This is a genomic window from Bacillus sp. DWP3-1, from assembly GCF_049896565.1.
Taxonomy (GTDB): domain Bacteria; phylum Bacillota; class Bacilli; order Bacillales; family Bacillaceae; genus Bacillus.
The window spans coordinates 15,848-42,319 of the sequence record NZ_JAFCUN010000006.1 but is presented as its reverse complement, the minus strand read 5'-3'; the positions used below and the strand labels follow the sequence as shown (position 1 = coordinate 42,319).

Genomic DNA, 26,472 nt, shown 5'->3' with positions numbered 1-26,472 from the left:
CTTTTTCATTTTTAAGGATTGGTGCCGCGGTCTCTCTTTTGAATGATATCTTGAGATTGTGCAGATTGGCTGTCTTTTTGGATAGAAGCGCCAATGGAAACACCTGTTATCAAGAGTGTCAAAATCGCAGTTGTGATAAACCATTTTTTCATCATACATCACTCCATATTTTTAACAAGTTTTTAAGGACAACGCCTTGTTCCAGAAATAAGTGGATTCCTCATGAAGTCCAAGATCCGTTAAGTAAGCAGCTGCATCCTGACAGATGGCTTCAAGATCGACAAGGAAATTCATAGATTCTAATTGATCACAATAAGATTTGATTTGCTCCATCATGTTGTCTGGCTGAAGCATAAGTGTTTCTAAAATGGATAATTTAAGTGAAATGTTTCGTTGTTTTAAATTTTCTGCTTTTTGTAGTGAAAGCTGTACATAATAGTGGAACAAACCAGGCTTTTTCAGCTTGAACAGTGCTTTTGTATAGGCATACATGGCAAGTAAGTAGCCGCCTGGAGAAGACGTTTCAAATGTCTCGATCAATAAAGCTTTTTCTAGGAGCGGCACAGCTTCACTGTATTCATTTCTAAGACTTTTAATAAAAGCTGCATTGCAATACGCGTGACCAAGTAAATCTGGGTCTTCCATTTGTTCTAGTGAATGAATCACTTCTTCAAATAATGACTCTGCCTCATCATATTTCGATTGATCAGCATAATTCAAAGCGAGCATCATTTGACAGCTGATTGACTTTTTCACATAACATGGATCTGCGTCATAAATAGATGAAGCCATCTTTAAGTGGTGTATGGAGAGAAGCGTGGACCTTATATTATAGTAAAGACACCCTGTTTTATAATGAAATTCTGCTTTTTCAATGTCATCGTGCACGAGATCTAATTTATCCTCGGCCAATTTTAAAAGGTGAAATGCCGTATCCTGATTGCCTCTGCGCATTTCATACATCCCTTTAAAGAAATAGAAATAGTAACTGAGCATGTCATCTGTACGGATCGCATTTTCATCAACAAAAAGACTATGATCCAACGAAGCTGTATCTTCGATGAGATCCTTAAAACGGTACTCTAGCAATTGATAGTAAAGTAAGACGTCTTGATTCTCTTCCATTCGATCAAACGCTTGAAGAATCTCTTCTTTTAGCTGGATCGCACCTTGTATTTCTCTTTTTTTCATCATGACATACCAGTCATTTAACATATTCGCTACATCAACGGACGACAAAACACCTGTTTCGGCCAATTTATATCCTCCTTTCTTCATCTATCCATCTAGTTCGATGTCCATTCATCTGAATTCACTTTCCATATTCAGTATCTTCTTATATTTTAAGCGCTCTCTTGCAATTTGTAAAACATGTTTTTTGATGTAAATTCAACCAGTTGTGAAAGAAATAGGGATCATCCATCCTTTTGTATGCGTTTACATATTTTTAGGTAAAAAGAGGGTTTTGGAAAAAATATATTACGATATCAATAGAGAGAAGAAGGTAATTCAAGAGTCTGTTTTCGTATGTTAGAAAAAACGGAGATTTTCAAGGTGATGTCTCGTTTTTTCGTAAGATTATCTCACATCATGATTGTGAATCACTCTTCTTTTAGAATAAAATGAGTTATTCGCAAAAAAGTAAAATTTAAAGAGACTATTGATCTAGTATTGTATGGATCTTTGGTATTGATAAAAAATATCACACGCTATAGATTTAGCGTGGTATAGTATTATTGGTATTGCGAATATTTAGACAAAACTGACAATAGGGGGTCGTGTTTTATGAAAAAATCGATGTTACTGATCATGGGACTCATTGTTGTGCTCGTCATGGCAGCCTGTGGATCAAAATCGGACAGCGGTTCGGGAGAAGGCAAAGGCACATATAAAATAGGGATAGATACAACATATCCGCCGTTTGAATTTGAAAAGGGCGGTAAATATGAAGGAATAGACGTTGATCTGATTAACGCAATCGCGAAAGACCAAGACTTCAAAGTGAAACTTGAAGCTATGGACTTCTCAGGCATTATTCCAGCAATGCAGGCAGGCCAGCTTGATGTAGGAATGGGCGGGATGAGTATTACAGATGAACGTAAGAAGAAGGTAGATTTCTCAGATCCATACTTCGACGCTGGACTGACAGTTGTTGTGAAAAAGGACAGCAGCATCAAATCAATTGATGATTTAAAGGGGAAAAAGCTAGCTGTTAAAAATGGGACGACAGGTGCAAAATTTGCATCAGATAACGCAGATAAATATGGGTATGAAGTTGTTCAATTTAATGACAGCCCATCGATGTTCCAGGAAGTTTCAAACGGAAATGCAGATGCCTTAATTGAGGATTATCCTGTCATTACGTATGCAATCGCACAACAAGATTTAAAATTGAAAACAGTTGGAGACCGATTGAATGGAGACCAGTATGGTATTTCTGTGATGAAGGGGAAAAACCAAGACCTATTGAAGAAGATCAATAAAGGTCTAGAGAACCTAAAGAAAAACGGTGAATATGACAAAATTATTGATAAATATTTGAAGTCATAACACAAGCGAGGCGCGCTCCGAGCGCGCTTTCTTTATGTGGCACCGTATGTGAATTAGGGAGGGAGAAACATGGACACGATTATTAATGCATTTCCATATTTAATGGATGGTTTGCAAACCACTTTATATATCTTTGTTGTTGCCATCATTTTAGGATTTATCATCGGTTTAATAGTGGCATTATTCCGTCTGTCACCTTTTAAAATCTTAAATTTCATCGCACTTGTCTTTGTCAATGCCATTCGAGGCACACCATTTATCGTACAGCTATTCTTCATTTACTTTGGTTTGAATACACTTGAATTCATATCGCTTGATCGAGTGCCGGCAGGGATTATTACAGTAGCGATTAATGCAGGGGCTTATTTCTCAGAAATTATTCGTGCAGGGATTCAGTCCATTGATAAAGGACAAACAGAAGCTGCGCGCTCTTTAGGCTTTACAGGGGGACAAAACATGCGCTTTATCGTCCTTCCGCAGGCATTCCGCCGCATGCTTCCAGCGATTACAAACCAAGCCATCATCAGCTTGAAGGACACGTCTCTCTTATCGATTATCGGAATCGCCGATATTATGCAGCGGGGACAAGTACAGGCATCGGCAACATTTGATCCTTTGAATGTCTGGCTCATTGTCGGCATCATTTATTTCGTGATCATTTATTTACTTTCTCTACTGGCTAGCTATGCAGAAAGGAGATTTGATATCAAATGAGTATGATTACGGTGAAAAATTTAAAGAAATCCTTTGGCGATCACGAAGTGTTAAAGGACATTAATGCAGTCATCGAGGAAAAGGAAGTAGTGTGTGTGATTGGTCCTTCTGGATCAGGCAAAAGCACGTTTCTAAGATGTCTCAATAAATTAGAAGATATTACGGCTGGCGAAGTCGTTGTCCACGGACATACGATTACAGATCCAAAGGTGAATATCAATAAAGTACGACAAGAAGTGGGGATGGTGTTTCAGCACTTTAATTTATTTCCTCATAAAACCGTTTTAGAAAACATCACGATCGCACCGATGAAGGTAAAAGGCGCCGACAAGAAGGCGGCAGTCGATAAAGCAATAGACCTGCTTGAAAAGGTCGGCTTAAAAGACAAAGCCAAAAGCTACCCTAACCAATTATCTGGTGGACAAAAACAGCGTGTCGCCATTGCAAGAGCCTTGGCAATGGACCCGAAAGTGTTATTATTCGATGAACCGACCTCTGCTCTTGACCCTGAAGTCGTCGGGGATGTATTAGCAGTTATGAAACAATTAGCCGTCGAAGGCATGACAATGATTGTGGTCACACATGAAATGGGCTTTGCGAGAGAGGTAGGAGACCGCGTGCTCTTTATGGATGGCGGATATATTGTCGAAGAAGACAAACCGGAGGCTCTCTTTGGAAACCCGCAGCATGAGCGGACAAAATCATTTCTTAGTAAGGTGTTATAAAAAAAGAGTAAGGGCATATGGATGCTCTTACTCTTTTTCTTTTATGGAGCCTAAGAAATATCGCAGTTTATATGATGATAAAGGTAACTGGCCCCATTTCCTAGGAAATATTAGCGCTGGAAGAATTCGATCCATTCTTGGTCTGGGCCTCTGAAAAAGAAGTAGCAGTATCCATTTGGTAACGTCGTAATTTCTTCATCAATTAATTCAATTTGCAGCTTTTGAATACGATTGAATTCAGCATGAATATTGTCTGTTGTAAAGGCAAGATGATGGACCTTTCCTTCAGATGGCAGGTCGCTGCTGTACCCTTGGATGAGCTCAATTTCCGTTTCTGTCTCATCTTTAAAACCGAGAAATGCAAGCTCAATGACTCCGTTTGTATGAGTGATGCGATCCTTTAATTTCATGCCCACGACCTTTTCATAAAAATCAATGGACTGATCAATATTTGTGACCATAATACCTGTATGATCTAATCGTAATGTCGTCAAAAAAAGAGCCTCCTCTATGGTGTGTTGATATTTTTCTCCTCATCTTATCATAATAGAAGTAACGTATACATTCATATGATAGGATAGAGAGAGGCAATTTAGGATAAGGATGACACAAATGAAAAAAATCTCATTAAAACAAACATTTGCAGAACAAGTGAAAAAGGGATATCCGCTCATTTCCAAAGATGCTGTATCTCATGTAAGCGGTGTGAAAGAAGGCGAGCTGATTGAATGGGTGGATGAGCGAGGCGCCTTTTTAGGAAAAGGATATTATGGTGTACAAAATAAAGGAATCGGCTGGGTACTCACATTTGATGCCAACGAAAAAATAGACCAAGCCTTTTTTGTCTCCAAGCTTGAGCAGGCAGCGAAAAGCAGAACGCATTTATTTCGTGATGCGCAGACGACTGCTTTCCGTGTGTTCAACGGAGAGGGTGATGGAATTGGCGGCTTCACGATTGATCATTATGACGGTTTCTATCTCATCCAATGGTATAGCGAAGGAGTCTATACATTAAAGGCGGAAGTATTGGCTGCACTTGAGCAAGTATATCCAGACTATAAAGGCATTTATGAAAAGAAACGATTTGATACGTCTGGACAGTATATAGAAGATGATGATTTTGTGAAGGGAGAGAAAGGTGAATTTCCTCTCATCGTGAAAGAAAATGGCATGAACGTAGCGGTTTACTTAAATGATGGTGCGATGACAGGCATTTTTCTTGATCAACGTCATGTGAGAAAAGCGATTCGAGATCGTTATGCAAAAGGAAAGAGCGTGCTTAATACATTTTCTTACACAGGCGCTTTCTCCGTGGCAGCAGCGCTTGGCGGAGCGAGCCGGACGACAAGTGTAGATGTCGCAAACCGCAGTTTGAAAAAAACAGCTGAACAGTTTGAAGTCAACGATATAGATGTGGACGGGCAGGATATGAAAGTCATGGACGTCTTTAAATATTTTCCGTTTGCTGCGAAAAAAGGATGGACTTATGATCTTGTCATCTTAGACCCGCCATCCTTTGCACGCACGAAAAAGCACACATTCAGTGCGGCGAAGGATTATAAGAAGCTATTAAAAGAAGCCATCCAAATCACAGCTGAGAACGGCGTCATTGTGGCATCAACGAATAGCAGTGCATTTGGTATGAAGAAATTCAAAGGATTTATTGAACAGGCCTTTAAAGAATCAGGGCAAACCTATCGTATCCTTGAAGAATATACACTTCCTGAGGATTTCCGTACAACGAAGAATTATCCTGAAGGAAATTATTTAAAGGTTGTCTTTATCCAAGCATAAGAAAAAGCCATTTTCCGATAAAGGAAATGGCTTTTTTATAAGGCAAACGACATGAGGAGAGGCGCTGCACATAATGTAATAATAGCTGAAAGAATCATCGACACACTTGAGATCGTCCCTGAGACGGAGCTCATTTCAAATGCCTTCGATGTTCCTGCCCCGTGTGCACCTGTACCAAGCAGGACGCCCATGGCAATGTCATTATCAATACGGAAATAACGAATGACCATTGGACCGATGATTGACCCAAACAGTGCGGTTAAAATGACGAATACAGCCGTAACGGACGGCATGCCGCCAATCATTTCTGACACACTCATCGCCACTGGTGTTGTGACCGACCTTGGGACAAGACTTTCAATAAGGCCTGTATCCAAATGAAACAACTTGGCGATAAATGCTGTTGATAGGATCGCAATGACAGAACCACAAGCCACATTCAAAATAATTTCCACTGCATGCTTCTTCAGAATGTGAAAATACTTATATAAAGGAATGGCAAAAGCAACAGTCGCAGGCTGAAGCATATTCGTGAGCCATTTACCGCCTTGATTGTATGCATCGTAAGGAATGTTGACGATTAATAGCAAGACGACAAGGACAAGCGGCGTCACAAGTAATGGGGAGACATAGACCTTCGGATGCCGTTTATACACCGCTTTTGATCCGAGATATAAAAGAACCGTTAAGATCAGAAATAGTGCGCCAACTAACATAGCTTTTTTCGCTCCTTTCTTTTCGCAATCATTTGCGTCATGATACCAGTCGAGAGCATGACGACAAAGGTACTAAGTAAGACGACAAGGACAATACTTGTGCCAGATTGAGAAAGCAATGTTCCATAATCAATGACACCAACTGCTGACGGGATAAAGAATAGCAGCAGTTCTCCAAGCAGCCATACGGCGCCAAGTTCAATCCATTTTAATTGAATGATTTTAAAATGAAGTAATAAGAAAATGACCAGAATGCCTAAAATCGTGCCCGGAATTCTTAAATGCAAAAAGGCCGCGAGCACATTCATCAATTTCGCAAAAACAAACAAAGCCATAATCTGAAGGACAGCAATCAGCGGCGTTTTGAGCAATTTCACTTTCTTTCACTCCTTTTTCTATATAAATTGTTCACTGTTTCACAAAAACATGACAACGTTCCAATTGATTAGCTTACTTTAAAGTGTACAGCACGTTCAGTTATAGGTAAAATACATATATCGAATAGTTAGTATTCCTTTTGTCTATAGGAAGGGTGAGTCATGTGGACATTAGACATTTAACATATTTCTTAGAAGTGGCGAGGTTAAAAAGCTTCACAAAAGCATCACAATCTCTTTATGTGTCGCAGCCTACCATTTCCAAGATGGTCAAAAATCTCGAGGATGAGCTGGGGGTGCAGTTGTTTTATCGAAATGGCCGGCAGGTTGAAATGACAGATGCTGGACAAACGATGTATACACAGGCGAGTGAAATCACACAATCATTTCAGAATTTAACGAGCGAGCTAAATGATTTAATGAATGTCAAAAAAGGACATATTCGCATCGGGCTGCCGCCGATGATTGGATCGAGTTTTTTCCCGAATGTCATGGGAGAATTCCGCCAGCAGTATCCAGATGTCACATTTCAATTGGTGGAGCACGGCTCTATTAAAGTAGAGGAAGGGGTCGAAGATGGTTCGTTAGATATTGGTGTCATTGTTCTGCCTGCAAATGATAAAATTTTTCATACGTACACCATTATTAAAGAAGACATGAAGCTCGTGACGCATCCATCACATCCGATGGCAGGTCGTGATAAGGTTGATTTAGCTGATTTAAAGGAAGAGTCTTTTATTTTCTTTCGAGAAGATTTTGTTCTGCATAGCCGGATATTGAATGAATGTATGAATGCGGGATTCCGGCCCAATGTCATTTATGAAACGTCTCAATGGGATTTCATTAGTGAGATGGTAGCCGAGAACTTGGGAATTGGTCTTCTGCCTGAGCGGATCTGCCGTGATCTTGATCCTGAAAAGGTGAAAGTCATTTCCTTAAACACGTCGATCCCGTGGCATTTAGGAGTCATTTGGCGAAAGGATCGCTATTTGTCGTTTGCGGCAAGAGAATGGTTAAAGCATACTAAATCCTATGTGTGGGGAGCAGAGTAAAAGGGAGGACGATACGGATGAAAACAAGCTGCGTGTCTCATTTATTGGAGAGGGTTCGAGCGGAAAATCCACTCGTTCATAATATCACCAATCAAGTCGTGACGAATTTTACAGCGAATGGTCTGCTTGCTTTAGGCGCTTCGCCAGTCATGGCAAATGCCAAAGAAGAAGTGGCTGAAATGGCGCAGTTGGCGGATGCACTTGTGCTCAATATCGGCACATTGACAAAGGACACGGTGGAGGCCATGGTTCTGGCTGGACAAGCTGCCAATGAAAATGGTGTACCTGTTCTATTAGATCCTGTCGGCGTCGGTGCGACAACGTTTCGAACGAAAGCGGCAAAACAGCTGTTAGAGCAAGTGAACATGACCGTTGTCAGAGGAAATGCTGCAGAAATGGCTCATTTACTTGGAGTGGATGGCTGGGAGTCAAAAGGCGTTGATGCGAAAGCAGCGAACGGAGATGTATCGGCACTAGCCAAACAAGCGGCAAGGACACTTCAGACCGTTGTGGTGATCACAGGAAAAGTCGATGTGGTGTCAGATGGAGAGGACGTGTTGTCTATTCATAATGGACATGAATGGCTCACCAAGGTGACGGGAACCGGCTGTTTACTGACGTCTGTCATCGGGGCATTTTGTGCAGTGGGTGAACGGCCTATTCATGCGTCAGCAGCTGCATTACTGTTTTATGGTGTCGCAGCTGAAAGGGCAGCTCATTACACTCAGGATAAAGGGCCAGGGACGTTTCAAATGGAATTGTTAAATGCACTCACACACACAACTGGCGATGATGTGGTGACTATGGGGAGAATAGGGGGAATTTCACATGACAAAGGCTGATCAACAGCAAATCAAACAGCAATTATCGGTTTATTTTATTATGGGAACAGCGAATACAAGCAGACCGCCGCTTGATGTCGTAAAAGAAGCCATTCAAGGCGGAATCACCATGTTTCAATTTCGAGAAAAGGGCGAGGGAGCCTTGCAAGGAGGAGAGAAGAAACAATTGGCTCGTCAACTTCAAGTGCTTTGCCAAGAAGCAAATGTTCCTTTTATTGTGAATGATGATGTACAGCTAGCGATAGACCTTAATGCAGATGGCGTTCATGTTGGACAGGAAGACACAAATGCAGAAGACGTCAGACAACGGATCGGGAATAAAATATTAGGTGTGTCTACGCATAACCTAGATGAAGTGAAACAAGCCATGAAGGACGGCGCAGATTATGTCGGCATGGGCCCAGTTTATCCAACAGAAACGAAAAAGGATACACGCAGTGTCCAAGGAGTATCTTTGATCACTGAAGTACGTCGTCATGGTCTTCATATTCCAATTGTTGGCATTGGGGGTATCACATACGACAATGCTGCACCAGTCATCCAAGCAGGGGCAGATGGTATTAGCATCATTAGCGCCATTAGCCAGAGCGCTGATCCAAAAAAAGCAGCAGAAAAATTGAAAGCACTTGTTGCATTAGAAAAAGCATCTCTTTAACCTGTAGGAGACATGGATTGACTCAATTCATGTCTTTTCTGATTTCAGGGAAAATAGACAGGTGAGAAACAATTGTGTACAATTAAATTGTTCGATTATTTTCGAAATGACAGGTAAATAAAGGAGAATGAACAATGGAAGTGCTCGATACGTATTTTCGCCGCTACGATGAAGCAGGAAAAGGACAGGAGCAAATGGATGAATTGCTAGCATTGTTTTCTGACGATGTCATGATTGTCTTAAATGGTGCCGAGAAGCCTGGCATCCAAGCGTTTACACAGTTTTTAAACACGTTTTTCCACGTGCATGAAGACATCAAGCATATGTGGGATGGATGGAAAAAAAGAGAAGACGGAAAGTATGAAACGAACTGGGCTGTTTGCGGGAAACTTTCGGATGGCCGTGTCTATACAGCAGAAGGAATTGACATTGCAGAACTGGACGACAAAGGAAAGATCGTTTATTTAGAAAACGTTCCGAAAAATCCAGAGTTATTTCAGCGCTATTAAAAAGCCGGCTCGCTGCCGGCTTTTCCTTATGAATCAGTATCCATATGCATGCCTGTATGTGCCTTTACTTGAATTTCCGTAAAGGTGTCTTCATCTGCTTTTTCAGAGGAGAATATCGTGCCTAAGTAAGCGGCAAGGAATCCGAGTGGGATCGAGATAATTCCAGGGTTCGACAGCGGGATGAGCGGATCTCCTGTAAAGATGGCTGCTCCCGATGGGTCCCAGACGCTTGGACTGAGCGAGACGATGATCAGTGCGCTCAGCAGTCCTACTAAGCTCCCTGCAATGGCACCCGTAGAATTAAATCGTTTCCAAAAGACAGTGAAGATAATCAATGGTAAATTTGCACTTGCTGCCACGGCGAAGGCAAGTGACACAAGAAAAGCGACGTTTAAGGATTGGGCAAATAATGCAAGAATGATGGAAAGAATGGCCACGCCGATGGAAGCAAAGCGTGCCGCCTTCACCTGTTCCCGTTCACTCGCTTTCCCTTTGCGGATGATCTGACTATAAAAGTCATGGGCAAAGGCAGACGCTGCGGATAAGACGAGACCAGTTACCACTGCCAAAATGGTCGCAAAGGCAATAGCGGAAACAAAGGCAAATAATAAATCACCTCCAAGGGCTTGGGCGAGCAGAGGAGCGGCCATATTTCCTGCTGCATCTGCTGCTGTGATCGCTTCTGTTCCAACAAAGGCAGCAGCACCGAAGCCAAGGAAAACCGTCATTAAATAAAAAATACCGATGATCCACGTAGCGGATAGAACAGATTTACGCGCAGAAATGGCATCCTTTACCGTATAAAACCGGATCAAAATGTGCGGCAAACCTGCTGTCCCAAGCACTAAAGCAAGGTTCAAAGACAGTGTCTCTAAAGGCACATCATATTTATTTCCCGGGTGAAGAAATGCCCCACCGAGCGGGGTCGCTGTTTTCATCTCCTCAAACATCTTCAGCAGACTAAAATCAAACTTTGCAAATACAAGCAGTGAAATAATCAGGGTCCCAAGCATGAGAAGCACAGCCTTTGTGATCTGTACCCAGCTGGTAGCGATCATGCCGCCAAACACGACATAAATGGTCATCAAGACACCTACGACCAGCACAGCAATCCAGTAATCAATGCCAAGAAGCAGTTTGATTAATGCACCTGCCCCAACAAGCTGTGCAATCATATAAAAAGTAGAGACTGTGATTGTGTTAAACGCGGCAACCCCTCGAATGGCAGGACGCTTAAATCGTGCAGCAATCATATCGGCCATCGTATATTTCCCTAGATTTCGAAGCGGTTCGGCCACAACGTAAAGAACGACAAGATACGCCACTAGAAAGCCAATGCTATAGAAAAAGCCGTCAAATCCATTTAACGCGATCATTCCAGCGATCCCTAAAAATGATGCGGCAGACATATAGTCCCCGGCGATGGCAAGGCCGTTCTGAAACCCAGTCAAACCTCCGCCTGCTGTGTAAAAATCGCTCGCATTGCTCGTTTTTTTCGCAGCAAAATATGTGATGACCAATGTGAGCCCTACGATCGCTATGAATAAAATAAAAGCGGTCATGCTCATTCGTCATCACCTCTTGATTCAGTTTTTAAAGCGCTTACATATTTGTCAAACTGAGCTGCTTTTCTCGCATAAAGTCCACATAATACCCAGGTCATCACAAATTGTGTGAGGGCGAATAACCAAGCCCATGAGATCGCGCCAATTGCCGGCGTGTTCAAAAAGGTGAAGTAGGATGTAGCAACCGGAAGTGAAAAGTAAAAGAGAAAAAAGAAAATCGTCATCGGTACGATAAATCTGCGTTTTTCCTCGAGAAGTTTTCGAAAATCCTCTGAAGCGGCAACCTTCTTATAATGAACTTTTTTGTCTGCCATTGTTTCCTCCTTTGTACGAATTAGGGACAAGGTACTCCAATGCATATGAGACGATCTGGTTGTTTATGACAGTATATCATAAAAAAGGCACCCGAAAAGGGTGCTGAGCCTGATCAAAACATGACTTTATCTTGAGGTATTGTGTTAAGTCGAGAAGGGGCAAGCATTCTATTATATGAAATATCGGCCTTGGAAGAGTGAAATATGGAAAGGTTACTGACCGTCTTGCAGGCGCAAGACGGTATTTTTTGCTTCGTACTGGTTTAGTAATCTATGATAAAATTGTTTGGGAATTAATGGGTTTATCCGGTTGTTAGAGGGGGAAAGGCAAATGGTTAAGGCAATCTCAAGAAATGACCCGTGTTTCTGTATATAAAAAGTGTCATAGTGACATTCATCCTGAATCAAGAGCTGCACGGCTTATCCAAACACAAAAAAAGTACGAACGAAAAATAGAGGATTATCAAAAATCAACAGGTAATATTCCTCCATGTCAAGAGGGGTGTTATAACTGCTGCTATGAGGATTTTTCTATAACTGAAATTGAGTTTGAATTTATTATGCGTGAGTTGAAGACTTGGAGCAAAGATCGAGCAGAAAAAATATATGATACTGCTTTGGATCAGTGTGAAACAATTAAAAATGAAAGACCTGACACATGGAGAAATTTGGAGATATATACAACGAACGATGGCACAATAATTGTTGAACAAATGAAGAAGCACATGGCAGTTGGACGGAATAGCTTTCCTTGTCCACTACTTGATCCAGAAACAAAATCATGTTCAATTTACGATTCTCGCCCTCTGATTTGCCGTTCTTTTGGTTCGACTCATCATAGCATCAATCAAGATACTCGTGTTGAGATATGCGAGTATATACCTGATTCTGTGGAACACGCTGCAATGACTCCTAATGTTGAAGATGAAACGGCAGAGACTGTTGAATATGTACATTTACGTTTGCCAGACGGAAGTACAATTCAACAAAGGCCCTATCCGATCTATTACTGGTTTAAGATTTTCTTCGATCGGACCGGAAAAAAAGAAGCGCAGTATAATCATTATGATAGCCCAATCAATTTTAATCAGTCACTTGAACAGGCAAACTTATACACTTTAAAAGGATTTAATCTGATTTAAACGAGATAAAAGACAATATTCGTGAAATCGTTTCGCTTGTATAGTTGGCCACACTTTTTCATTCGTGTTTTAGCTCATTTTGGATCTTCCAGGGCAGCTGTTTTGTTCGCATTCTCTCCACACAGCAAAAAACTGAAATTCGTTATTTTAACATGAAACTTAAAGGAGGATTTAGACATGGCAATTATTAAAGAACAATATTTAGAGCAGCATACAGAATTTAAACCACCATTTCAAAAGGAAGAAGCAACAATCATTATTCAGGAACAGAGTAGCCAACCGACTTTAGACTTTGCTTTAGCATTGTTGCCGACATTAGGAAAGGTCACACGTATTACGCATTTTAGAAATGGTCAAAAAGTGAGATATTATACGTATGTGGAGACTGTTGCCTATAAATTATTTATTTACCAAGGTTTAGCCAGTAATTATAACGGCGAAGGCAGCCACGCTTTTCAGTCATTTTTAATAAATGTGGGAATTCCAGAAGAAGAGGTTTCTTTCATAACAAAGTCCAATGGTGAAGATGTGGCCGTAATTGAAATAGCTTTATAAAAAGGGTATTTTGAAGTCGAGGATCAAGGAGAAAATCGTATTATGGAATATAAATTAGTACCGGTACACGCCGGCATACCCGAAATGGAATAGTCGCGCGCTATAATCTTTATTGAAACATACAAGGATGGTATGTTAGATAAAGATGATAAAAATTCATTCCAGAGAGGTTTTCAACTGTGCCTTATAGATTTCGGATATAAAATAGTGGAAAAGTGAAAATCAACATAAGAAGCCGTTAATGGCTTCTTTTTTATGTAAAAAGGGTTGTTTTACTAGGAGAAGAATGTGAGGGCTTACCGATCGTCTGCACGCTGCAACACTTTCTATACGCTTACCACTAATTAATGCAGAACCAAAATATTTTCAGGAATTTCAAAAATTTTGTGTTGAAGTCTTATATTAAGAGTAAGCAGGCTCTTACTGGAGCCTGCTTTTTTTATTTATTGTTGCTTAACAGTTATTTTTAAGGTATTTTTACAGTATATGCTAAATTAACAAACATAATATTTACGCCTACATCAACTTTCTTATATTTGTTTTTAACTGCCCATGCAACAGCACCAGAAGTTCCAGCAGTAATAGCCGCAGCTGCTCCAGCACCCCATGGTCCGGCAGCAGCAATTCGACTTGTGTACCAACCGATATATCCGGCTGCAAATCCACCTGCTACTATGGCATTCATGCTTCTAACTTTCGGTCCTAATTTGAGGTGTAAACCTACAAAACCTAAAGTCTGCATGTCACCTTTTTTCTCATTCTCTTCAAAGCTAAATTCTTCTGATTTCATTGAAGTCATTAGTAGACTGTCGTGTTCTGAAATTCCCATTTCCATAAGGGTTTCTTTATCAGCTGTAAAATGAATATTTCCATCCTTATCTAATTCGAAGTAATTAGATAGTTTCTCTGCTAATTCCAATTGTTTTTTATCTACACTGACTGGAGGGGTCTCATTATTACCTTGACTGGCATGACTAATCATTGGAGAAGAGAAACCAAATGTAATAGTAAGCACACATAACACTACTAGAAATTTTTTAAACATACGTACCACTCCTATTTGTTTTTTGGGGTAACGCATACATGATATTTCCTTCTATTGGGGTGGAATACTTAGAGGTTAAGGAGAGTAATAAAATGTATTTATTCTTATTCACTTTGATTTATTGTGTAATCACACAGATGTTGAGTTTTTCCTTTGAGATGTCTTTTGGTGTGTACTTGATAGGTTTAGCTTTAATCAAAGGACTTTCTAGTGTGGAAATTAAAGACATCTTTAATTTCAAAAAGACAAGGGACGTGTTCAAAGAAAACAGATTTATAGATTCTTTGATGGAATTGTTTTCTTTGGTAATAGTGTTTATTAATGCATACATAATTGATTATGAACCATTCTCTCCCTTTGAGTTTGTTTATACTTTTTTCTTGCTTGTAATTCTGTACAGGTTCCTATTTTGGGGGATCATAAGAGAGTCAAAAAAATGGTTGCATAAAGAAGCATAGGAGACATGGATTTATAAGAATCACTCACTTTCTTTGATATATTTCCATGCTACCATTTATTTCTTGATAATTGGTAATGTGATGGAAAGTTTCTTTTTGGGTTGCGGTGACCGCAATATAGGTTCTTTTATTAGGGAGGATAATTTATGATGACTGTAATACCAGTATTGATGATGTTAATTGGTGCTTCTTATTTTGCTGTTTATATGAAAAAACGTAAGAATAATAAAGAAAAAGAGATGGGTTATAAAGTTGTTTTTGCCGTTGTTTACTTTTTACTGAGTGTCCCATTCATCAATATGGTCATCACTGGATAATAAAGAACAGGCTAAAGAGCCTGTTTTTTTGTTTCTTAAAAAACATGGCACCTATTTTAAAAACACCACCAAGAGCGTTCATATTCGTTTCTAAGCATCTTTATTTATGCTCGGGTTTTTCATAGTGTGATGCTTCAAGAACGCTTATATGGGATTTAAATGCGTTAACTGCTGTGATAGCATCTAAAAACCGATATGTCTTGTGTCCTACTTGCTTAAAAAGTGTTTGCGTCATGCCGAAAATTTTACATATGAATGGATAAATAGGGTTTTATTAGGAATTCTTGTGCTAACATTTATTAAAAATTGGTTTTCTAGGGGGGGATTGTAGATGGCGTCTATACCGTCTCCAGTTGTAGCGATCAAGATAAATGAATGGTATAAGCATATAAAAAGATTCAATGTTAAAAAGGCCCAGATGCTAAGGGAAGAGGTTAGAAAAGATATAGATGTCATGGAAGAAGATGAACAGGCGGTTCTTTATTTTCAGTTGATGGAGTTTCGTCATCAATTGATGACAGACTATGTGCAGCCTTCTAAAGAACCACTTGAAAAATCGGATTACTTGAAAGCTGTAGAAGGACAAGGAAAAAAGATGTCAGCCATTCTTGAATACTATTTTAATTTTTTTCAAGGCATGTATGAATTCAAAAATGGTGAGTTTATTAGAGCTATTGTGTTCTATAAGCGCTCGGAAAAGCGCCTGGAGCAAGTAGGGGATGAGTTAGAAAGAGCGGAATTTTATTACAAATTATCTGAAGTGTTTTATCACATGAAACAGACACATGTGTCTATGTATTACGTTGGTCTTTCTTATGATACTTATAAGGCGCATAAGAGCAATTCCCTTTATATGATTCGAGAAATTAATTGTCTAACTGTTATGGCAGGTAATTTCATTGATTTTGAATGCAGAGAAAAGGCGCTTCCTCATTTATTGTCAGCTTTAGAAAAATCTAAGGCAATTTCTAATAAGCCAATGATTGTGAAGTCATTATTTAATATTGGGTGTTGTTATAAAGGATTAGGTGATTTTAATAGGGCACTAGCTTATTTTAATCAGGTTATTCTAGAAGGAGAGCCTATTAATGCTACAGAGTTGCTTTTGGTTTTTTATGAATTATCGTTATTTCATTTCAGTCAAAAGGAATTTATTGAGGGTGAAAGATTTTTCAAAAGAGGCTTGGAAGAAGCGAAGAATAGAAAAAATGATCTGTTTTTATCGTTGCTGATGGTATTGGAAATTTTATTTTTAAAAACAGCAAACCTAAGTGAAGTCTTGAGCTCGTTGGAAAAATTAGAGAATGAGAGGGGTTATCCATATATGGAAGACCTAGCGCTTGAAGCGGCTCGGTACTATAATGAGAATGGGCGTATGGATGAATCTGTAAAAATGTATGAAAAAGTGATGTACGCCCGAAAACAAATCCAAAGGGGCGACTGTTCATATGAATTTTAAAACGGTTCTTACTGGTTTTTTGAGTGCTTCAGCATTGCTAGGTGTGATCTCTTTATCATCTGTCGATTTTGATGTGAATTCAAGAAATGCTACTTCTCCAGAATCCACTGATCTGACTGTAAGGAATGCTACAGGCAGTAGCGTTACTACTGAGGATTTTCCTCTTATAACTTTATCTCAACAAGATAACGATTTTGCTGTGAGGAATGGAACCCGTTCTAGTGAAAATCCTGATGTTCGTTTTGGAACACGTGATTCTAGATTATCTACTTGATGAATCAAACAGACCTTTAGGGTCAGGCTGTCGAGAAAATCTCGACAGCTTTATTTTCCCCCTTAAAATTTACATTTCCCCATTTTATAATAGAGAAAAGCATATTAAAGGAAGGTGTTTTTCTCATGTTCCACATTAGACATTCTTCTCAGCACGAAGCTGAATTTGTATGACTAGATCAATTGGTTGAACACGATCACTTGCTTCGTAAAATTGATCAGTACATTGATTTTTCATTTATCATAGATAAAGTAAAACCGTATTATAGTGAGAAATAAGGTCGTCCTTCTCTCGATCCACTTATTTTGTTCAAAATGATGTTTATCGGGTACCTAACATCATGACGTGGAAAATAAAAAAGAATGTAGAAAAACATGAGTTTCTCTACATTCTGGTCACCCGAAAAGGGTGCTTTCTATCGATAATTCGCAAGAAATGTTTGTCTCGCTTTTTCATATGTTTCTGCATCAAAATGATCTCCGCATTTGTGGATACACCAAGGCTCTTCTTGTCTCGCAATTCCAACCTCATAGCCCTGCTGGATGAATTCAAAGGACTGCGAAACATCATAAAAATGAAAGCCATCAAAGAGATCCTCACGCCACTTCACATCATACTGCGTCGCCATGAAAAGACCATCAATCGCCGAAGCGTTGATATAATCTTGTGTTTCCGCCTGTTGTTGACGACCTCTTTCAAACGAAAGCAGCTGATAAGTGTCGTGACGATATTCAATGACTTTCCCCCGGCAATGAGAACTCTCCCACCAAATCCCATTGTCAGGCACGCTTTCTGCACCTATGACCCCAACCATCCCAAGTGATGGATGCTGTAAAAAAAGCGGGATCAGCTCAAGCAGCATATGCTGTTTGACAATCAAGGTATCTTGATGAAGATAAATTTTAAACTGAGCTGGATGGGTGATCGCTTCATTATAAGCAGAGGTCATACTGGATGCATGTCTAATCGGCAAAACCTCCACATGATATCCATGGGGAGCAGGAAGTGAAGCGAGCTGCCGAAAGCAAGCCTGAAACATCGATTCATCATTTACACATAAAACAAACAGGATGGTGGGGTTACTCATGAAACTGAACCGCCTCAAACACATACTGATAGGCGGTAGCGGCCTCGTGAAAATCTGAACGAATGCCATGCTTCATGAGTAATTCATGTAAATCACTCATCACGCTTGCATAGGAAGGATGCTTTACGCGAATGGTTTCGAGTTCGCGAATACGAAAGCCTGCTGAATGAAAGAGTGCATGAATTTCGTGAAGGGTGAAGAAACGTAAATGTGTTTGATCCATTAATCCTGCATCTGTATAAGTGAATCTGCCGGCTAGTAATTCTAAAACTGTTGATATGTGACCGATATTCGGAATGGATGACAGGATGACTCCTTCTTTTTTAAGGAAGGGTTTGACCTTCTTTAAAACGGCCCACGGATCCAATAAATGTTCAAGGACATCTCCGAAAATGATGCAGTCAAAGTGTTCATGTTCGTAAGGGAGAGTCATCTGTTCAATATTTCCGCATAGCACATGATCTAGCTCTTGCTCAGCCTCTTTTGCTGCATCCTCAAACGATTCAATTCCATAAATGGTCCGGCCCTTTTGTTTCAGGACTTTTCCAAGTTTGCCTGTGCCGCATCCGATATCCAATAAAGACGTCCATTCCTCACGAATACGGCTGACAATGACCGGGTTCACGCCATGATAATACTGATCCTTTTTTTGGTGATAATAGGAAAGGGAATCTGAACTCACGCTCTACCCACCTTTCTGCTTTCTCATTGTTTTCATGCTTAATATATGGGTGGGGAGCTTGGTTTTATAACGTGAGAATGACAATTTTCATGAATAGCGGCTATAAAGGGATCATATAAAGAACGGGAAACGGACTGTCCTCCTAATATAGAAAGACAGAACCCCATGAGTGGAAGGGATTGGTATGAAGGGGTGTTCAATTACTGTAGCGTATCGTCATGAAAGGATTTTCAAAAGGTCAATTGACAAGTCTTTTAGCCAAAGCAGTCTGAAAGACAAAGGATAACGGCGTTGATTTACGGTTTGTTTATCATCTTCTGATCACCGTTGGATGTTAAAAAAGCTTGTATTTCTTCGATGCCTAGTCCAATTTTTTTCGCTTCCTGAATCAAATAAACCCACTCTTCGTCAACTCTTCTTTTCACTTGCGTATCCATAATATCCTCCAGTTCAATAAGACATATTCATCTGCAACCAATGACTTGAACAAACCGTCTAGTAACTGTACGTGTGGATGAAAACAGCGCAAAATAGATTTTGTCGAAAAATGATGACATTTAACCTATTTTGTAAAATCTATCACCTACCACGTTCCTAAAAAAATGACTAAAAAACCCATAAATATTGATTTCTTACTTCTAATAATAAACAATTGTAAAGTCAGTTAAAAGATTATAAATTAAAATAATGAAAAAGACCTAAATCATTTGGCTTATATAAACCAATTAGGTTGACATTTGCCATCAAGTAGAACAAATTTCATCTGTTCAGGACGTACATATTGTTCGTTTGGGAAGTTCTTCTCAAGATGGTATTCTAAAAGAAACAGAAACCACCAAGAAGGAATGAAGAAAGACATGTATAGCCTTTTTCAAAAGTATCAAGAAGTTGTCATGTATCTTGTGATGGGTGTGTGTACAACCATTGTCAACATAGTCAGCTTCTACTTATTCGTTGAGATGTTTTCCATGGATTATAAAACAGCTACAGTTGTTTCATGGGTATTTGCTGTTCTCTTTGCTTATATCACCAATAAGAAGTATGTCTTCAAGCAAAAGGCTCGTGATACGAAAAGCCTTATGCGTGAGCTTTCTTCATTTTTTAGTGTTCGTCTCATGTCTCTAGGTGTAGATCTGGGGCTGATGATTTTATTTGTGAGCCAAATGGCGCTCAATGAAACCGTCGCAAAAATTCTTGTCAACTTTGTGATTGTGGTCGTGAATTATGTCGCCAGTAAATGGTTCGTCTTCAAGAAAACAAAAGAAGATGCGATTTAACACATGAAAAAAGATAGGTGATGTGAAATGAGCAGCAGGCCAGACGAATTATATGATGTCATATATCAGCAAACAGAAAAGCAGCATGAACAAGTGCTGAGGCTAGTCAAAGAAATGACCGCACATCCAGAAGCGTTTTCGGAACAAGAAAAGGAAAAGATCAACCGAATGGACATTGCGCTTCAAACGGCAACGGACATTTTAGAAAACTTAATGACACCTGACACGCAAATGACCATTGTTTTAAGACAAGGGAGAATTCATGTTGACCTGACGAAAGCGTAAAAGAAGCAGCCAATTGTGAAAGCGGCTGCTTTTTATTATGCATCGCTTGTTTCCCGCAGTTGCTTTGGAGACATGCCGATTTTCTTTCGAAAGACTTTATTCAAGTAATTCGCATTTCGGTAGCCGCACTGTATGGCGATTTCTTCAATCGAGTATTTTGTTGTTTTCAGTAACGTTTCCGCCTTTTCTAACCGGATATTGGTTAGATAGTGAATAGGTGTGAAGCCAGTGGCCTTTTTGAATTCCCTCGTAAAATGACTTTTGGATAAACGTGCCGCAGCTGCCATATCGTCCGGGCCAATTTCCTCGTGAAAATGATGGCTGGCAAACAAGGCAGCTTGAACGATGGGCTCGGGCCATTTCTCCATTTGTCCCTCAAGCTTTGGCAAATATGAATATAGTTCCATGACAAATTGATAAGCAAGGCTAGACCCCTCAAATGGATTGGTAATCCGTCTTTCACTGGCTTCATCATAAATGTTCTTGAGCAGGCGGATCGGTCTGGAATTTGGATGAAAACGCATGACCTGCTTTCCTTGGTCAATAAATTGGTCAAAGCAAAGATCGCAGGCTTCCCCGTAAAGCGTTAAATAAAGGAATTCCCAATGCTCACTGTCCTCTGGAAAATAATATTGATAGGCACTTGGGCTTTTCACGAGAAAGGCCTGACCCGGCAACACTTTGAAACGTTTCTCTCCGATTTCAATCATGCCATGTCCAGACAGTGTGAGCTGAAAGATGCACTTGCCCTGATCTTTCCGCTCCACGCCATTCCAGCTATATAACGAAGATGATTGTACTTCCCAGCCAACAGACCATATTTGCGCCGGCAATGTCACATCAGAATGGTGAAAACGAAATGCAAATGCTTCCTTCTTCAAATTGGAAATCCTCCTTCGCAGCAAAAAACAACCTTTTTCTATTTAGAATCATGTTACACCTCATATCACATCGTACCATTCACAGCAAAAAAAGGGTATTTTTTAACGGTTTTTTTACCATTGAACTGATGCTGCTGGGACAACTAAAATAAAAGTATCAGAAGAGAAAAGGGGAATGGATATGATCGAGACGTTACGCGCGGCATTTCACCAGCAATTTGGAGATGGAGAAGAACTTCGCTATTTTTTTGCCCCAGGAAGGGTGAACTTGATTGGTGAACATACAGATTACAATGGAGGCCATGTGTTTCCATGCGCACTTACTCTCGGAACGTATGCTGCTTGTGCGAAGCGTTCAGATGGCCGCGTGAGAATGTATTCCTTGAACTTTGATAGCGATGGTGTGAAAGAATTCAACCTTTATGAAATCGCTTACGTGGAATCGGACAGCTGGGCGAATTATCCGAAGGGTGTGTTCAATCAGTTTATAGAAGCAGGGATGAAGATAGAAGAAGGCTTTGACATTGTGTACAGCGGCAATATTCCAAATGGCGCAGGTCTGTCTTCCTCTGCCTCCATTGAGCTTGTCACCGCTGTTCTCATCAACGAATGGCATTCATTCAGCGTTTCAAATGCCCGTCTTGCCCTCCTCTCACAGCGTGCAGAAAATGAATTTATTGGCGTCAATTGCGGGATCATGGATCAGTTTTCGATTTCCCTTGGAAAAGAAGATCACGCCATTTTGCTCAATTGTGACACCCTTGCCTTTGAATACAGTCCTTTTCGGCAAGAGGGACTGGCGCTTGTCATCGCCAATACAAATAAAAAGCGGACACTGGCTGATTCCAAATACAATGAGCGCCGGGCAGAGTGTCAATCAGCTTTAAATGATCTTCGGAAAAAAATCGACATCACCCACTTATGTGAGCTCACTGCGGATGAATTTGCAGCACATGCCCACTTGATTGAAGATGACATATGCCGCAAACGGGCAAGACATGTCGTGACGGAAAACGAGCGGACGATGAAAGCAGTAAATTTTCTGAAAGATGATAAAATGGAAGAACTAGGTGGGCTCATGAAGGCTTCTCATCTTTCTTTAAAGAATGATTATGAAGTAACAGGACTTGAACTAGATGCACTGGCTGAAGCAGCTTGGCGGCACCCGGGGACGATTGGCTCCCGTATGACAGGTGCAGGCTTTGGCGGATGCACGATCAGCATTGTGAAAGAAGAACTGCTGGGTTCATTTATAGAAGAAACTGGTGCGATATATCAAGAGAAAACAGGCATTCAAGCCTCTTTTTACACAGCTGGAATTGGAGGCGGCGCAAGAGAACTCACAAAGGAGGAAGTGTGATGACAATTTTAGTTTGTGGAGGAGCAGGGTACATAGGCAGTCATGCGGTGGCGGCTCTTCTAGCGAAAGGCGAACGAGTAGTGGTAGTGGATAATTTGCAGACAGGCCACAAAGAAGCTGTTTTGGAAGGAGCTGTCTTAGAAGAGGGAGATTTACGGGATCACGTCTTTTTAAGACAGGTTTTCAAAACGCATCAAATAGAAGCGGTCATGCACTTTGCGGCAGATTCACTTGTCGGGGAGAGTGTGACAGACCCGCTTAAGTACTATGACAACAACGTCGGCGGAGCAACCGCTTTACTACAAATAATGAATGAATTTGATGTGAAACACATCGTCTTTTCTTCAACTGCTGCTGCATACGGTGAACCGAAGCGCGTGCCGATCGTTGAAACGGATGAAACGAACCCAACGAATCCTTATGGAGAAACAAAATTAGCGATTGAAAAAATGCTGAAGTGGTCTGAGCAAGCGTATGGAATAGAATACGTGGTGCTTCGGTACTTTAATGTAGCTGGTGCCCATACAGAAGGACTTGTCGGAGAGGATCATCAGCCTGAAACACATCTCATTCCAATTATTCTGCAAGTTGCTTTAGGAAAACGGGATCAGATCAAGATTTACGGTGATGATTATGAGACAGAGGACGGCACGTGTATTAGAGATTACATTCATGTGATGGACTTAGTAGAGGCACACATCTTAGCCGTTGATCGGCTGCGTGCTGGAAAAGGTAGTGCTACCTACAACTTAGGGAATGGAACAGGTTTCTCCGTGAAGCAGGTCGTAGAAGCTGTCAGAAAAGTCACGGGGCATGCCATCCCGGCACAAGTGGCAAAAAGACGCGCGGGAGATCCAGCAAAGCTGATTGCTTCTTCTGAAAAAGCGCTGCAAGAATTGGGATGGACACCTCAATATGCTGACCTTCACACGATCATTCAGAGCGCGTGGGATTGGTTTCAGAAGCATCCAGATGGCTACCAAAGTGAATAAAGCGTAACAGGCAGGCAAGAGAGGGGACAGAGGGAATGGCGATTGATATTTTTGGAAAATTGGAACAGCTGATTCAATACGGGATCAATAAAGAGCTGATGACATCACTAGATATCGATTATACGAGAAATCGGCTGCTTGAGGTGCTCGGGCTCGATGACGCTGAAGCAAGAACAGTCTCAGGAGAAGGAGACCTTGAAGACATTTTAATGCCGATGCTGGATTGGGCAGTAGAAACAGGCCTTATTCCTGAGGGGACGGATACGTATCGTGATTTACTAGATGCGAAAATCATGGGCTGCTTGGTGGCACCTCCAAGTGTCATCTATGCGAAGTTTGAAGAAAAACGCCAACATGAGGGACCAGAGGCAGCTACAAGCTGGTTCTATGCGATGCAGCAGCATGCCCACTATATTCATACAGGCAGGATCGCCAAAAATGTACAGTGGTTTACACCAACAGACGATGGTGTGCTGGAGATCACCATTAATCTATCAAAACCGGAAAAGGACCCCAAAGCCATCGCTGAAGCTAAGAAGCTCAGTCAAAAGCAATACCCTCTTTGTCTCCTTTGTAAAGAAAACGTTGGCTTCGAGGGGCGGATCAACCATCCAGCGAGACAGAATCACCGGATTATTCCTGTGACACTCTCAGGTGAATCGTGGTTTCTGCAATTTTCACCTTATGTGTATTACAACGAGCACTGCATAGTGTTCAAAGGTAAACATGAGCCAATGAGCATCACCAAAAAAACCTTTGAACGACTGCTTTCCTTCATATCTATATACCCGCACTATTTCATCGGGTCGAACGCCGACCTTCCGATTGTCGGAGGCAGTATATTAAGTCATGACCATTTTCAGGGCGGTGCACATGAATTTCCGATGGCGAAAGCAGAGATGGAAGAAGTCTTTTCTCTCAAAGCCTTTCCGGATGTGCGAGCTGGCATTGTGAAATGGCCGATGTCTGTGATCCGCCTTCGAAGCAGCGAGCGGCAGTCGCTCGCGGACGCAGCAGACTTTATCTTACATGAGTGGAAATTGTATTCAGATGAAGAGGTGGGGCTGATCGCTCATACAGGAGAGACTCCGCACAATACCATTACACCTATTGCACGGCGCCACGGGGATGACTATGAATTAGATTTAGTGCTGCGTAATAACCGTACAGACAAGCGGCACCCAGACGGCATTTTCCATCCGCACGAAGAAGTCCACCATATTAAAAAAGAGAATATCGGATTAATTGAAGTCATGGGCCTTGCTGTCCTTCCTGGCAGATTAGCAGAGGAGTTAAGCCAATTAAAAGAGGCATTGCTATCCGAAAGTCCTCTTGAAGAAATCAAAGCCCGTCCTGCTATCATGAAACACGAAACATGGGCAAAGCGTCTGCTTGAAGAGAACACCTTTACAGAGGACAATACCGAAACCATTTTACAACAAGAAATTGGCTCTATTTTTTCTCGAATTCTCTCGCAGGCGGGTGTGTTTAAAAGAACTGAGCAAGGGAAAACAGCTTTTAACCGTTTCATTCAAACACTTCATACAGGCAGGTGATTAGATGATTGAACAAGTAAGAGAGCTAATGGAAGAAAAGCAGCTTGATGGTGTCTTGATTCAAAAGCGAAATAACTTCTCCTGGCTGACAGGCGGAAGAAGGAATCACATTGTGTTAAATACGCCAGAGGGCGTGTGCCAGCTGCTCGTCTTAAAAGACGACCTCGTCCTCATTGTGAATCAAATGGAAGAAAAGCGGATCATTGAAGAGGAAATGGCGTATGTCGATCATCCCTTTCAGGTGGTCACAATGGATTGGTATGAGGATGAGATCCCCTACATTCAAGAACTCACAAAAGGTAAACGAATTGGGGCGGACATTCAAATGGATGGATTCGAATGGATCGAGCCGGATTTGTCACATGTTCGATCGATCCTTACTGCCTCGCTGCTCAGTCAATATGAAATCCTTTGTCATGAAACAGCGGTCATTGTAGAAAGTGTCTGTCAAGAAATCGTGCCAGGGCAGACCGAACACGAAATTGCTTCGCTTATTGCTCAAAGAGCCATTGCACAAGGGATGACGATAGAAGTCCTGCTTGTGGCAACGGATGACCGGATCCATCAATACCGTCACCCGATTCCAACAGAGAAAGCACTTCAAAAGCACGCGCTTGTTGTCCTCTGTGCAGAACGGCACGGGCTCGTAGCGAATGTCACAAGGTCTGTTTACTTTGGTCAGCTTCCAAAGGAGCTTGAAGAGAACAAAGAGCGGCTTGCACGAATTGATACAGTCATGAATGCCGCCACACGTCCTGGTAAAACATTAGGAGATGTACTGAAAGCAGGTATTGCTCAGTATGAAAAAGAGGGCTTCCCTGATAGCTGGAAAAAGCTTCATCAAGGGGGAAAGACGGGATTTGTATCTAGGGAAATCATTGCTGTTCCCTCATCGAAGGAAGAAATTCAGCTGCATCAAGTGTTTACGTGGAATCCTTCATTGCCTGGACTGAAATCAGAGGATACGATAGTAGTAGAAAAAGAGGGCAACCGCTTTTTAACCTATACAGGCAAGTGGACGTACATGGACATTGAACATGAAGGGGAGATCTATAGACGACCTGACATCTTAGTGAGAGATGAATAAATGCAGAGTGCCGGCGCTGAGCCGGTTTTTTGCTGGAAGTCTTTAGCGAGATTCCACTAATTCAGCATCATTACCAATTCTTACAGCGTATCGCAGAGAATCGATACTTTCTTTTCTTGTGAACTTGCGTTAAAATGAGTAAGGTTTTTGTTAAATGTGGGGATACCTATTTCAAAATTGTTTACCTAGATAAAATTTCATT

At 41.0% G+C, this 26,472-nt stretch carries 31 protein-coding genes and 1 pseudogene; 20 read left to right on the top strand and 12 right to left on the bottom strand.

Annotated features, from left to right (window positions below; all coding sequences use genetic code 11):
- Positions 1 to 11 precede the first annotated feature (11 nt).
- The gene (locus tag ACP7A0_RS13740) at positions 12 to 152 is read right to left on the bottom strand and encodes a hypothetical protein (protein WP_162839379.1); all 141 of its coding nucleotides are present in this window, start codon (positions 150 to 152) and stop codon (positions 12 to 14) included.
- 19 nt (positions 153 to 171) lie between these two features.
- Positions 172 to 1,257, bottom strand: coding sequence for a Rap family tetratricopeptide repeat protein (locus ACP7A0_RS13735; protein WP_060597562.1), 1,086 nt, complete (start codon positions 1,255 to 1,257; stop codon positions 172 to 174).
- Positions 1,258 to 1,785: 528 nt separating this feature from the next.
- Here ACP7A0_RS13735 and ACP7A0_RS13730 point away from each other — a divergent pair.
- The 3 genes from ACP7A0_RS13730 (at position 1,786) to ACP7A0_RS13720 (ending at position 3,989) form a co-directional block, all read left to right on the top strand.
- Positions 1,786 to 2,550 (top strand): transporter substrate-binding domain-containing protein, encoded by a 765-nt coding sequence (locus ACP7A0_RS13730; RefSeq protein ID WP_034660424.1) that lies wholly within the window; start codon positions 1,786 to 1,788, stop codon positions 2,548 to 2,550.
- 69 nt (positions 2,551 to 2,619) lie between these two features.
- A complete protein-coding gene (locus tag ACP7A0_RS13725) occupies positions 2,620 to 3,264 on the top strand; it encodes an amino acid ABC transporter permease (RefSeq protein ID WP_003215015.1) in 645 nt (214 codons plus the stop codon).
- Positions 3,261 to 3,989: an amino acid ABC transporter ATP-binding protein gene (locus ACP7A0_RS13720; protein ID WP_060597561.1), complete on the top strand. Its 729-nt coding sequence runs from the start codon at positions 3,261 to 3,263 to the stop codon at positions 3,987 to 3,989. The genes ACP7A0_RS13725 and ACP7A0_RS13720 overlap by 4 nt, the downstream gene beginning before the upstream one ends.
- A gap of 110 nt (positions 3,990 to 4,099) precedes the next feature.
- Here ACP7A0_RS13720 and ACP7A0_RS13715 read toward each other — a convergent pair whose 3' ends face one another.
- Positions 4,100 to 4,483, bottom strand: coding sequence for a VOC family protein (locus ACP7A0_RS13715; RefSeq protein ID WP_034660421.1), 384 nt, complete (start codon positions 4,481 to 4,483; stop codon positions 4,100 to 4,102).
- Between the two features lie 118 nt (positions 4,484 to 4,601).
- On the opposite strand from ACP7A0_RS13715, the gene ACP7A0_RS13710 reads away from it, so the two are divergent.
- Positions 4,602 to 5,783, top strand: coding sequence for a class I SAM-dependent rRNA methyltransferase (locus tag ACP7A0_RS13710; RefSeq protein ID WP_375566569.1), 1,182 nt, complete (start codon positions 4,602 to 4,604; stop codon positions 5,781 to 5,783).
- Between the two features lie 35 nt (positions 5,784 to 5,818).
- Here the strand turns inward: ACP7A0_RS13710 and ACP7A0_RS13705 are convergent, their stop codons facing one another.
- A complete protein-coding gene (locus ACP7A0_RS13705; protein ID WP_034660418.1) occupies positions 5,819 to 6,499 on the bottom strand; it encodes a CidB/LrgB family autolysis modulator in 681 nt (226 codons plus the stop codon).
- The gene (locus tag ACP7A0_RS13700; protein WP_012011691.1) at positions 6,493 to 6,876 is read right to left on the bottom strand and encodes a CidA/LrgA family holin-like protein; all 384 of its coding nucleotides are present in this window, start codon (positions 6,874 to 6,876) and stop codon (positions 6,493 to 6,495) included. The genes ACP7A0_RS13705 and ACP7A0_RS13700 overlap by 7 nt, the downstream gene beginning before the upstream one ends.
- Positions 6,877 to 7,040: 164 nt before the next feature.
- Here ACP7A0_RS13700 and cidR point away from each other — a divergent pair, with 164 nt between their 5' ends.
- From cidR to ACP7A0_RS13680, 4 genes are all read left to right on the top strand, one after another.
- A complete protein-coding gene (cidR, locus tag ACP7A0_RS13695) occupies positions 7,041 to 7,928 on the top strand; it encodes a cidABC operon transcriptional activator CidR (RefSeq protein WP_003214744.1) in 888 nt (295 codons plus the stop codon).
- 17 nt (positions 7,929 to 7,945) lie between these two features.
- Positions 7,946 to 8,770 carry a hydroxyethylthiazole kinase gene (thiM, locus tag ACP7A0_RS13690; RefSeq protein WP_034660417.1) on the top strand — a complete coding sequence of 275 codons (825 nt, stop codon included), beginning with the start codon at positions 7,946 to 7,948 and terminating at the stop codon, positions 8,768 to 8,770.
- A complete protein-coding gene (gene thiE / locus ACP7A0_RS13685) occupies positions 8,757 to 9,425 on the top strand; it encodes a thiamine phosphate synthase (protein WP_106036402.1) in 669 nt (222 codons plus the stop codon). The genes thiM and thiE overlap by 14 nt, the downstream gene beginning before the upstream one ends.
- Positions 9,426 to 9,559: 134 nt before the next feature.
- A complete protein-coding gene (locus ACP7A0_RS13680) occupies positions 9,560 to 9,934 on the top strand; it encodes a nuclear transport factor 2 family protein (RefSeq protein WP_060597556.1) in 375 nt (124 codons plus the stop codon).
- A 26-nt stretch (positions 9,935 to 9,960) separates the two neighbouring features.
- Here ACP7A0_RS13680 and ACP7A0_RS13675 read toward each other — a convergent pair whose 3' ends face one another.
- Together ACP7A0_RS13675 and ACP7A0_RS13670 are read right to left on the bottom strand one after the other, a co-directional pair.
- Positions 9,961 to 11,502 (bottom strand): solute symporter family protein, encoded by a 1,542-nt coding sequence (locus tag ACP7A0_RS13675; protein WP_034660414.1) that lies wholly within the window; start codon positions 11,500 to 11,502, stop codon positions 9,961 to 9,963.
- On the bottom strand, positions 11,499 to 11,813 hold the full coding sequence (locus ACP7A0_RS13670; protein WP_034660734.1) for a DUF485 domain-containing protein: 315 nt from the start codon (positions 11,811 to 11,813) through the stop codon (positions 11,499 to 11,501). The genes ACP7A0_RS13675 and ACP7A0_RS13670 overlap by 4 nt, the downstream gene beginning before the upstream one ends.
- Positions 11,814 to 12,166: 353 nt before the next feature.
- Between ACP7A0_RS13670 and ACP7A0_RS13665 the strand changes: the two genes are divergently transcribed.
- Both ACP7A0_RS13665 and ACP7A0_RS13660 read left to right on the top strand, forming a co-directional pair.
- Complete coding sequence (locus tag ACP7A0_RS13665) at positions 12,167 to 12,955, top strand: YkgJ family cysteine cluster protein (protein ID WP_106030653.1); 789 nt, start codon at positions 12,167 to 12,169, stop codon at positions 12,953 to 12,955.
- A 177-nt stretch (positions 12,956 to 13,132) separates the two neighbouring features.
- Complete coding sequence (locus tag ACP7A0_RS13660) at positions 13,133 to 13,510, top strand: hypothetical protein (RefSeq protein ID WP_106030652.1); 378 nt, start codon at positions 13,133 to 13,135, stop codon at positions 13,508 to 13,510.
- A 466-nt stretch (positions 13,511 to 13,976) separates the two neighbouring features.
- Here the strand turns inward: ACP7A0_RS13660 and ACP7A0_RS13655 are convergent, their stop codons facing one another.
- Positions 13,977 to 14,555, bottom strand: coding sequence for a hypothetical protein (locus ACP7A0_RS13655; protein ID WP_126268974.1), 579 nt, complete (start codon positions 14,553 to 14,555; stop codon positions 13,977 to 13,979).
- Between the two features lie 607 nt (positions 14,556 to 15,162).
- On the opposite strand from ACP7A0_RS13655, the gene ACP7A0_RS13650 reads away from it, so the two are divergent.
- The 4 genes and pseudogenes from ACP7A0_RS13650 to ACP7A0_RS13635 form a co-directional block, all read left to right on the top strand.
- Positions 15,163 to 15,330 carry a hypothetical protein gene (locus ACP7A0_RS13650; RefSeq protein ID WP_155758699.1) on the top strand — a complete coding sequence of 56 codons (168 nt, stop codon included), beginning with the start codon at positions 15,163 to 15,165 and terminating at the stop codon, positions 15,328 to 15,330.
- A gap of 331 nt (positions 15,331 to 15,661) precedes the next feature.
- On the top strand, positions 15,662 to 16,789 hold the full coding sequence (locus ACP7A0_RS13645; RefSeq protein ID WP_426005494.1) for a tetratricopeptide repeat protein: 1,128 nt from the start codon (positions 15,662 to 15,664) through the stop codon (positions 16,787 to 16,789).
- The gene (locus ACP7A0_RS13640; protein WP_017360144.1) at positions 16,779 to 17,063 is read left to right on the top strand and encodes a hypothetical protein; all 285 of its coding nucleotides are present in this window, start codon (positions 16,779 to 16,781) and stop codon (positions 17,061 to 17,063) included. Before ACP7A0_RS13645 ends, ACP7A0_RS13640 begins: the two co-directional genes overlap by 11 nt.
- 125 nt (positions 17,064 to 17,188) lie before the next feature.
- A pseudogene (locus ACP7A0_RS13635) lies at positions 17,189 to 17,338 on the top strand (IS5/IS1182 family transposase); the annotation flags it as partial.
- 140 nt (positions 17,339 to 17,478) lie between these two features.
- On the opposite strand, the gene ACP7A0_RS13630 reads toward ACP7A0_RS13635, so the two are convergent.
- The 3 genes from ACP7A0_RS13630 to ACP7A0_RS13620 form a co-directional block, all read right to left on the bottom strand.
- A complete protein-coding gene (locus ACP7A0_RS13630) occupies positions 17,479 to 18,150 on the bottom strand; it encodes a glycosyltransferase family protein (RefSeq protein WP_106048051.1) in 672 nt (223 codons plus the stop codon).
- Positions 18,143 to 18,832 (bottom strand): class I SAM-dependent methyltransferase, encoded by a 690-nt coding sequence (locus ACP7A0_RS13625; RefSeq protein WP_106038932.1) that lies wholly within the window; start codon positions 18,830 to 18,832, stop codon positions 18,143 to 18,145. Before ACP7A0_RS13625 ends, ACP7A0_RS13630 begins: the two co-directional genes overlap by 8 nt.
- Before the next feature lie 296 nt (positions 18,833 to 19,128).
- Positions 19,129 to 19,269 (bottom strand): anti-repressor SinI family protein, encoded by a 141-nt coding sequence (locus ACP7A0_RS13620; RefSeq protein WP_008345506.1) that lies wholly within the window; start codon positions 19,267 to 19,269, stop codon positions 19,129 to 19,131.
- A gap of 456 nt (positions 19,270 to 19,725) precedes the next feature.
- Between ACP7A0_RS13620 and ACP7A0_RS13615 the strand changes: the two genes are divergently transcribed.
- Complete coding sequence (locus ACP7A0_RS13615; protein WP_012011676.1) at positions 19,726 to 20,109, top strand: GtrA family protein; 384 nt, start codon at positions 19,726 to 19,728, stop codon at positions 20,107 to 20,109.
- 27 nt (positions 20,110 to 20,136) lie between these two features.
- The gene (locus ACP7A0_RS13610) at positions 20,137 to 20,394 is read left to right on the top strand and encodes a hypothetical protein (protein ID WP_003215318.1); all 258 of its coding nucleotides are present in this window, start codon (positions 20,137 to 20,139) and stop codon (positions 20,392 to 20,394) included.
- Positions 20,395 to 20,429: 35 nt separating this feature from the next.
- Here the strand turns inward: ACP7A0_RS13610 and ACP7A0_RS13605 are convergent, their stop codons facing one another.
- Positions 20,430 to 21,275, bottom strand: a complete 846-nt coding sequence (locus ACP7A0_RS13605; RefSeq protein WP_034660412.1) for an AraC family transcriptional regulator — start codon at positions 21,273 to 21,275, stop codon at positions 20,430 to 20,432.
- A 181-nt stretch (positions 21,276 to 21,456) separates the two neighbouring features.
- Here ACP7A0_RS13605 and ACP7A0_RS13600 point away from each other — a divergent pair, with 181 nt between their 5' ends.
- Genes ACP7A0_RS13600 through ACP7A0_RS13585 form a run of 4 tightly spaced genes read left to right on the top strand, consistent with a single transcriptional unit; the run spans position 21,457 to position 26,270 of the window.
- Positions 21,457 to 22,635 (top strand): galactokinase, encoded by a 1,179-nt coding sequence (locus ACP7A0_RS13600; RefSeq protein WP_411265997.1) that lies wholly within the window; start codon positions 21,457 to 21,459, stop codon positions 22,633 to 22,635.
- Complete coding sequence (galE, locus tag ACP7A0_RS13595) at positions 22,635 to 23,627, top strand: UDP-glucose 4-epimerase GalE (RefSeq protein WP_106048054.1); 993 nt, start codon at positions 22,635 to 22,637, stop codon at positions 23,625 to 23,627. Before ACP7A0_RS13600 ends, galE begins: the two co-directional genes overlap by 1 nt.
- Positions 23,628 to 23,662: 35 nt before the next feature.
- Complete coding sequence (gene galT / locus ACP7A0_RS13590; RefSeq protein WP_106048056.1) at positions 23,663 to 25,183, top strand: UDP-glucose--hexose-1-phosphate uridylyltransferase; 1,521 nt, start codon at positions 23,663 to 23,665, stop codon at positions 25,181 to 25,183.
- Positions 25,184 to 25,187: 4 nt separating this feature from the next.
- Positions 25,188 to 26,270 carry a M24 family metallopeptidase gene (locus ACP7A0_RS13585; protein WP_106048058.1) on the top strand — a complete coding sequence of 361 codons (1,083 nt, stop codon included), beginning with the start codon at positions 25,188 to 25,190 and terminating at the stop codon, positions 26,268 to 26,270.
- The last annotated feature ends 202 nt before the right edge of the window (positions 26,271 to 26,472 follow it).